The sequence below is a fragment of the Pseudorhodoferax sp. Leaf274 genome, assembly GCF_001422445.1.
Classification (GTDB): Bacteria; Pseudomonadota; Gammaproteobacteria; order Burkholderiales; family Burkholderiaceae_C; genus Pseudorhodoferax.
In genome coordinates, this window is the sequence record NZ_LMNA01000021.1 from 1 (window position 1) to 4,266 (window position 4,266).

A 4,266-nucleotide genomic window follows, 5' to 3' on the forward strand; every position below is an offset into this window, starting at 1 on the left:
ACCAGCGCCAGCGCCGTCGGCGTCACGCTGCCGGGCACGGGCGTGGCCCTGCCGCTGCCGATCTTCGGCCGCATCAACAAGACCAGCACCGCCGCGCTGACCTCCGGCACGTATACCGACGTGCTGCAGGTCACCCTCAGCTGGTAAGCCGCACGCATCGCGCCGTCCTACGCCCATGGGCCCGGCGCGCGCATAGGCTTGCACGTTCTGCAACCGCCACGCCGCGAAGGTCAGCCATGCCGACAACGGATCCGCGCAGCCCGCGCCTGAACTTCGCCAAGCTCGCCTGTGTGCTGTCGGCGTTCATGAGCCTGGCGGTGCTCGCGGGCTGGTTCCTGGATCTGCCCGCCTTGCGCAGCGTGATCCCGGGCGCGGTGCAGATGAAGGCCAACACCGCGCTGGGCCTCCTGGCCTGTTCCGCCGCGCTGTGGCTGCGCACGCGTCCCTCGCTGGCCGCCGACCGGGCCGCCCTGTGGCTGGCCGCTGCCGTGGCCCTGCTGGGCCTGGCGACGCTGGCCGAGTACCTGTTCGACTGGAACCCCGGCCTGGACGAAGCCTTGTTCCACGACAACGGTGCGGCCTACAACCAGGCGCGCGGCCGGATGTCGCCCTACAGCGCCATCGCCCTGGCGGCACTCGCCGGTTCCATCGCGGCCATGCCGCGCCTGCGCCTGCTGCCGCTGGCGCGCGTCGCGGCGGCCCTGGTGGCCGGCATCGGCATCGTGTCGTTCATCGGCTACGTGTGGAACGTGGGCGCCATCGTCACCGACCGCATCGCGCCGCCGGTGGCGCTGCACACGGCCTGGGCCTTCATGCTGCTGGGCACGGCGGCGCACCTGCTCGCCGCCACGCTGCACGCGCCCGCCGCCCCGCGCACGCGCAGCCGCATCGAGACGCTGGTGCTGTCGGGCTTCGTGCCTACGGCGCTGTTCGTCCTCATGGGCGGCGGCCTCACCTACACCACGGGCGTGCGCTTCGCCGACACGGCCCAGCTGATCGCCCACACGCAGCAGGTGCGCGCGGAACTGTCCAGCGTCTACAGCGCGATCGCCGACGCCGAACTGTCGCGCCGCAACCAGATGCTGACGAGCGACCTGCACTTCTCGGCCGAGTACGACACCTGGGCCGTGGAGACGCGCCGCAACCTGGAGAACGTGCGCACCTTGCTCAGCGACAACCCGGAGCAGCTGGCGCGCCTCGCGCGCCTGGCCGAGCTGGCCGAGGCCCGCCTGCGCACGCTGGAATCGGTGGGCTCGGTGTTTCTGAGCGATGGCGCGCCGGCCGCGCGCAACCTGCTGCGCAGCGAGAGCACCCAGCAGAACCTGCAGCAGGTGCGCCAGCTCGTGCAGCAGATGGACGCCGCCGAGGCCGCGCTGCTCGAGGCACGCCTGCGCCGCGCCGAATCGCAGCGCGACTCCACGCTCGTCGCGCTGCTGGTCACCCTGGCGCTGCTGACGGTGCTGTTCGTGCTGCTGTTCCGCGGCATCCAGCAGGAGGTCAAGGCCCGGGCCGTGGTCGAGGACAACCTGCAGCAGCTCAACACCGAGCTGGAGCAGCGGGTGCGCGAGCGCACCGCTGAGCTGGAGTTCCAGCAGGCCTTCCTGCGCCGCGTGATCGACCTGAACCGCAACCTGATCTTCGCCAAGGATGGCGAAGGCCGCTTCCTGCTGGCCAACCAGGCGCTGGCCGATGCCTACGGCACCGACGTGGACAGCCTGGTCGGGCGCAGCGAGCTGGACTTCAACCCCGACAAGGAGCAGGTGCTGCGCTTCTTCGCCCAAGACCGGCAGGTCATCGAGAGCGGACGCGACCTGCTCGTCGAGGAGGAGCAGCTGGCCGGCGCCGATGGCAGCATGCGCTGGTTCAGCACCATCAAGCGGCCGATCCTCGCGCTGGACGGGCGCCAGCGCGTGCTGCTGGGCGTGGCCACCGACATCACCACGCGCAAGCACGCCGAGGACGAGCTGCGCCAGATGGCCGCCACGCTGGAGCGCCGCGTGCAGGCCCGCACGCTGGCGCTGCAGCAGGCCAATGCCGCGCTGGTGGAGGCGCGCCAGGAGGCCGATGCCGCCAGCCGCACCAAGTCGGCCTTCCTGGCCAACATGAGCCACGAGATCCGCACGCCGATGAACGCCATCATCGGCCTGACCCATTTGCTGGCGCGCGACGCGCGCGACCGCACCCAGCGCGAGCGGCTGGACAAGGTGGGCGCCGCCGCCCAGCACCTGCTGCAGGTCATCAACGACATCCTGGACATCTCCAAGATCGAGGCCGGCAAGCTCACGCTGGAACACATCGAGTTCTCGCTGGACGGCGTGCTGGCGCGCGCCGTCGAGCTCGTGGCCAGCCAGGCCCGCGCCAAGGGCCTGGAGCTGATCCTGGACCAGGACCACCTGCCGCGCCGCCTGTGCGGCGACCCCACGCGGCTGTCGCAGATCCTCATCAACCTGCTGACCAACGCCGTCAAGTTCACCGAGACGGGCTGGGTGCGCCTGCGCGGCTCCTTCGTCGAGCAGGAAGACGCGCAGCTGATGGTGCGCTTCGAAGTGCAGGACACCGGCCCCGGCATCTCGCACGACCGCCAGGCCGCGCTGTTCAATGCCTTCGAGCAGGCCGACAACTCGTCCTCCCGGCGCCACGGCGGCACCGGCCTGGGTTTGGCGCTGTCGCGCCAGTTGGCGCGTGCCATGGACGGCGACGCCGGCGTGGACAGCGCGCCGGGTTCCGGCAGCACCTTCTGGTTCACCGCCCGGCTGGGCCGCGCGGCGCAGGCCCCGCGCCCGGCCGACGCGCCCACGCTGCAGGGGCTGCGTGCGCTCGTCATCGACGACCTGCCCGAGGCCCTGGCCGTGATCGGCGAGCAGCTGCAGCTGCTGGGCGTACAGGTCGATGCGGTGGCCAGTTGCGACGATGCGGTGCGCCGCATCGAGAGCCGCATGGCGGCGCGCCAGGCCTACGACGTGCTGCTGATCGACTGGCGCATGGAGCCGGTCGACGGCATCGAGACGCTGGCGCGGCTGCGCCGTCTGCTGGGCGACGGCATCCCGCCCAGCATCCTGGTGACCGCGTTCGACGAGCCGACGCTGCTGGCGCGCGCCCGCGCGGCGAACTTCGACGCCGTGATGCTCAAGCCGCTGACCGCATCGGGCCTGCAGGAACGCCTGGTCGAGCTGCTGCGCAGCGCCGACGTCGAGGTGGAACCGTCCGGCCTGCACGCCTCCAATGCGGCCAGCCTGCTGCAGCTGCGCCACGCCGGCCAGCGCATCCTGCTGGCCGAGGACAACCCCGTGAACCGCGAGGTGGCGCAAGACCTGCTGCAGCTCGTGGGCCTGAGCGTGGAAACCGCCTGGGACGGCGGCCGCGCCGTGGAGATGGCGCTGTCGCGCCATTACGACCTGATCCTCATGGACGTGCAGATGCCCGTGATGGACGGCACCGAGGCCACGCGCGCCATCCGCCAGCGCGCCGGCCAGGGCACCCCCATCGTTGCCATGACCGCCAATGCCTTCGCCGAGGACCGCCAGGCCTGCCTGGACGCCGGCATGAACGACCACGTGGGCAAACCCGTCGACCCGGAGGCGCTCTACGCCAAGCTGCTGCGCTGGCTGCCGCTGCGCGAGCCCACGTCCTCGGGCCTGCAGCCGCTGCAGGACCTCGGCGTCCCGCTGGAGGGCGAGCCGCTGTACGACCGGCTGGCACGCGTGCCGGGCTACGACGTGGACCAGGCGCTGCGGCACGTGGCCGGGCAGATGGGCATCCTCGAGCGCGCGCTGGGCCGCTTCGTCGAGACCTATGCGCTGGGCCTGCCGGAACTGCTGGACACCAGCGGCACGCCGGCCGACATCGGCGCGCGCTGGCGCAAGGTCTGCCATTCGGTGCGCGGGGCGCTGACCACGGTCGGCGCGCCCGCGCTGCTGGACGGACTGCGCAGCTTCGAACAGCGGCTGGCCGAGGGCGCGGCGCCCGCCGCGCTGGCCGCCCAGGGCCTGCAACTGCACCGCGAACTGGTGCAGCTGGTGCGCCGGCTGGCGCGCGAACTGGGCCTGCCGCGCTCCGGCTGACGCCGTCCTGCGCCGTCCTGCGCCGTCCGGCGGCCGCCATGGCGCGGCCGAATGTGGCGCGAGTGTGACGCGCCACGCCGCAAAGTGCCACCGTTGCGCCACGGTTGCAGGGGCCCCGGGTTGAACAATCCAACCCATCGGATCACAGCGATCCGGCCCCTGCAACCCACCGCAACCGAGGTCCACCATGCACACCACCGTCTCC

2 protein-coding genes are annotated in these 4,266 nt (G+C 71.9%); both read left to right on the plus strand.

Translation table 11 applies throughout. The features are described from left to right. Window positions 1–147 (plus strand): spore coat protein U domain-containing protein (locus ASF44_RS17170; RefSeq protein WP_156374563.1); only part of this gene is annotated, 147 nt, incomplete at its 5' end. Window positions 148–236: 89 nt separating this feature from the next. Next, the gene (locus tag ASF44_RS17175; RefSeq protein ID WP_056900459.1) at window positions 237–4,061 is read left to right on the plus strand and encodes a response regulator; all 3,825 of its coding nucleotides are present in this window, start codon (window positions 237–239) and stop codon (window positions 4,059–4,061) included. Window positions 4,062–4,266: the final 205 nt, after the last annotated feature.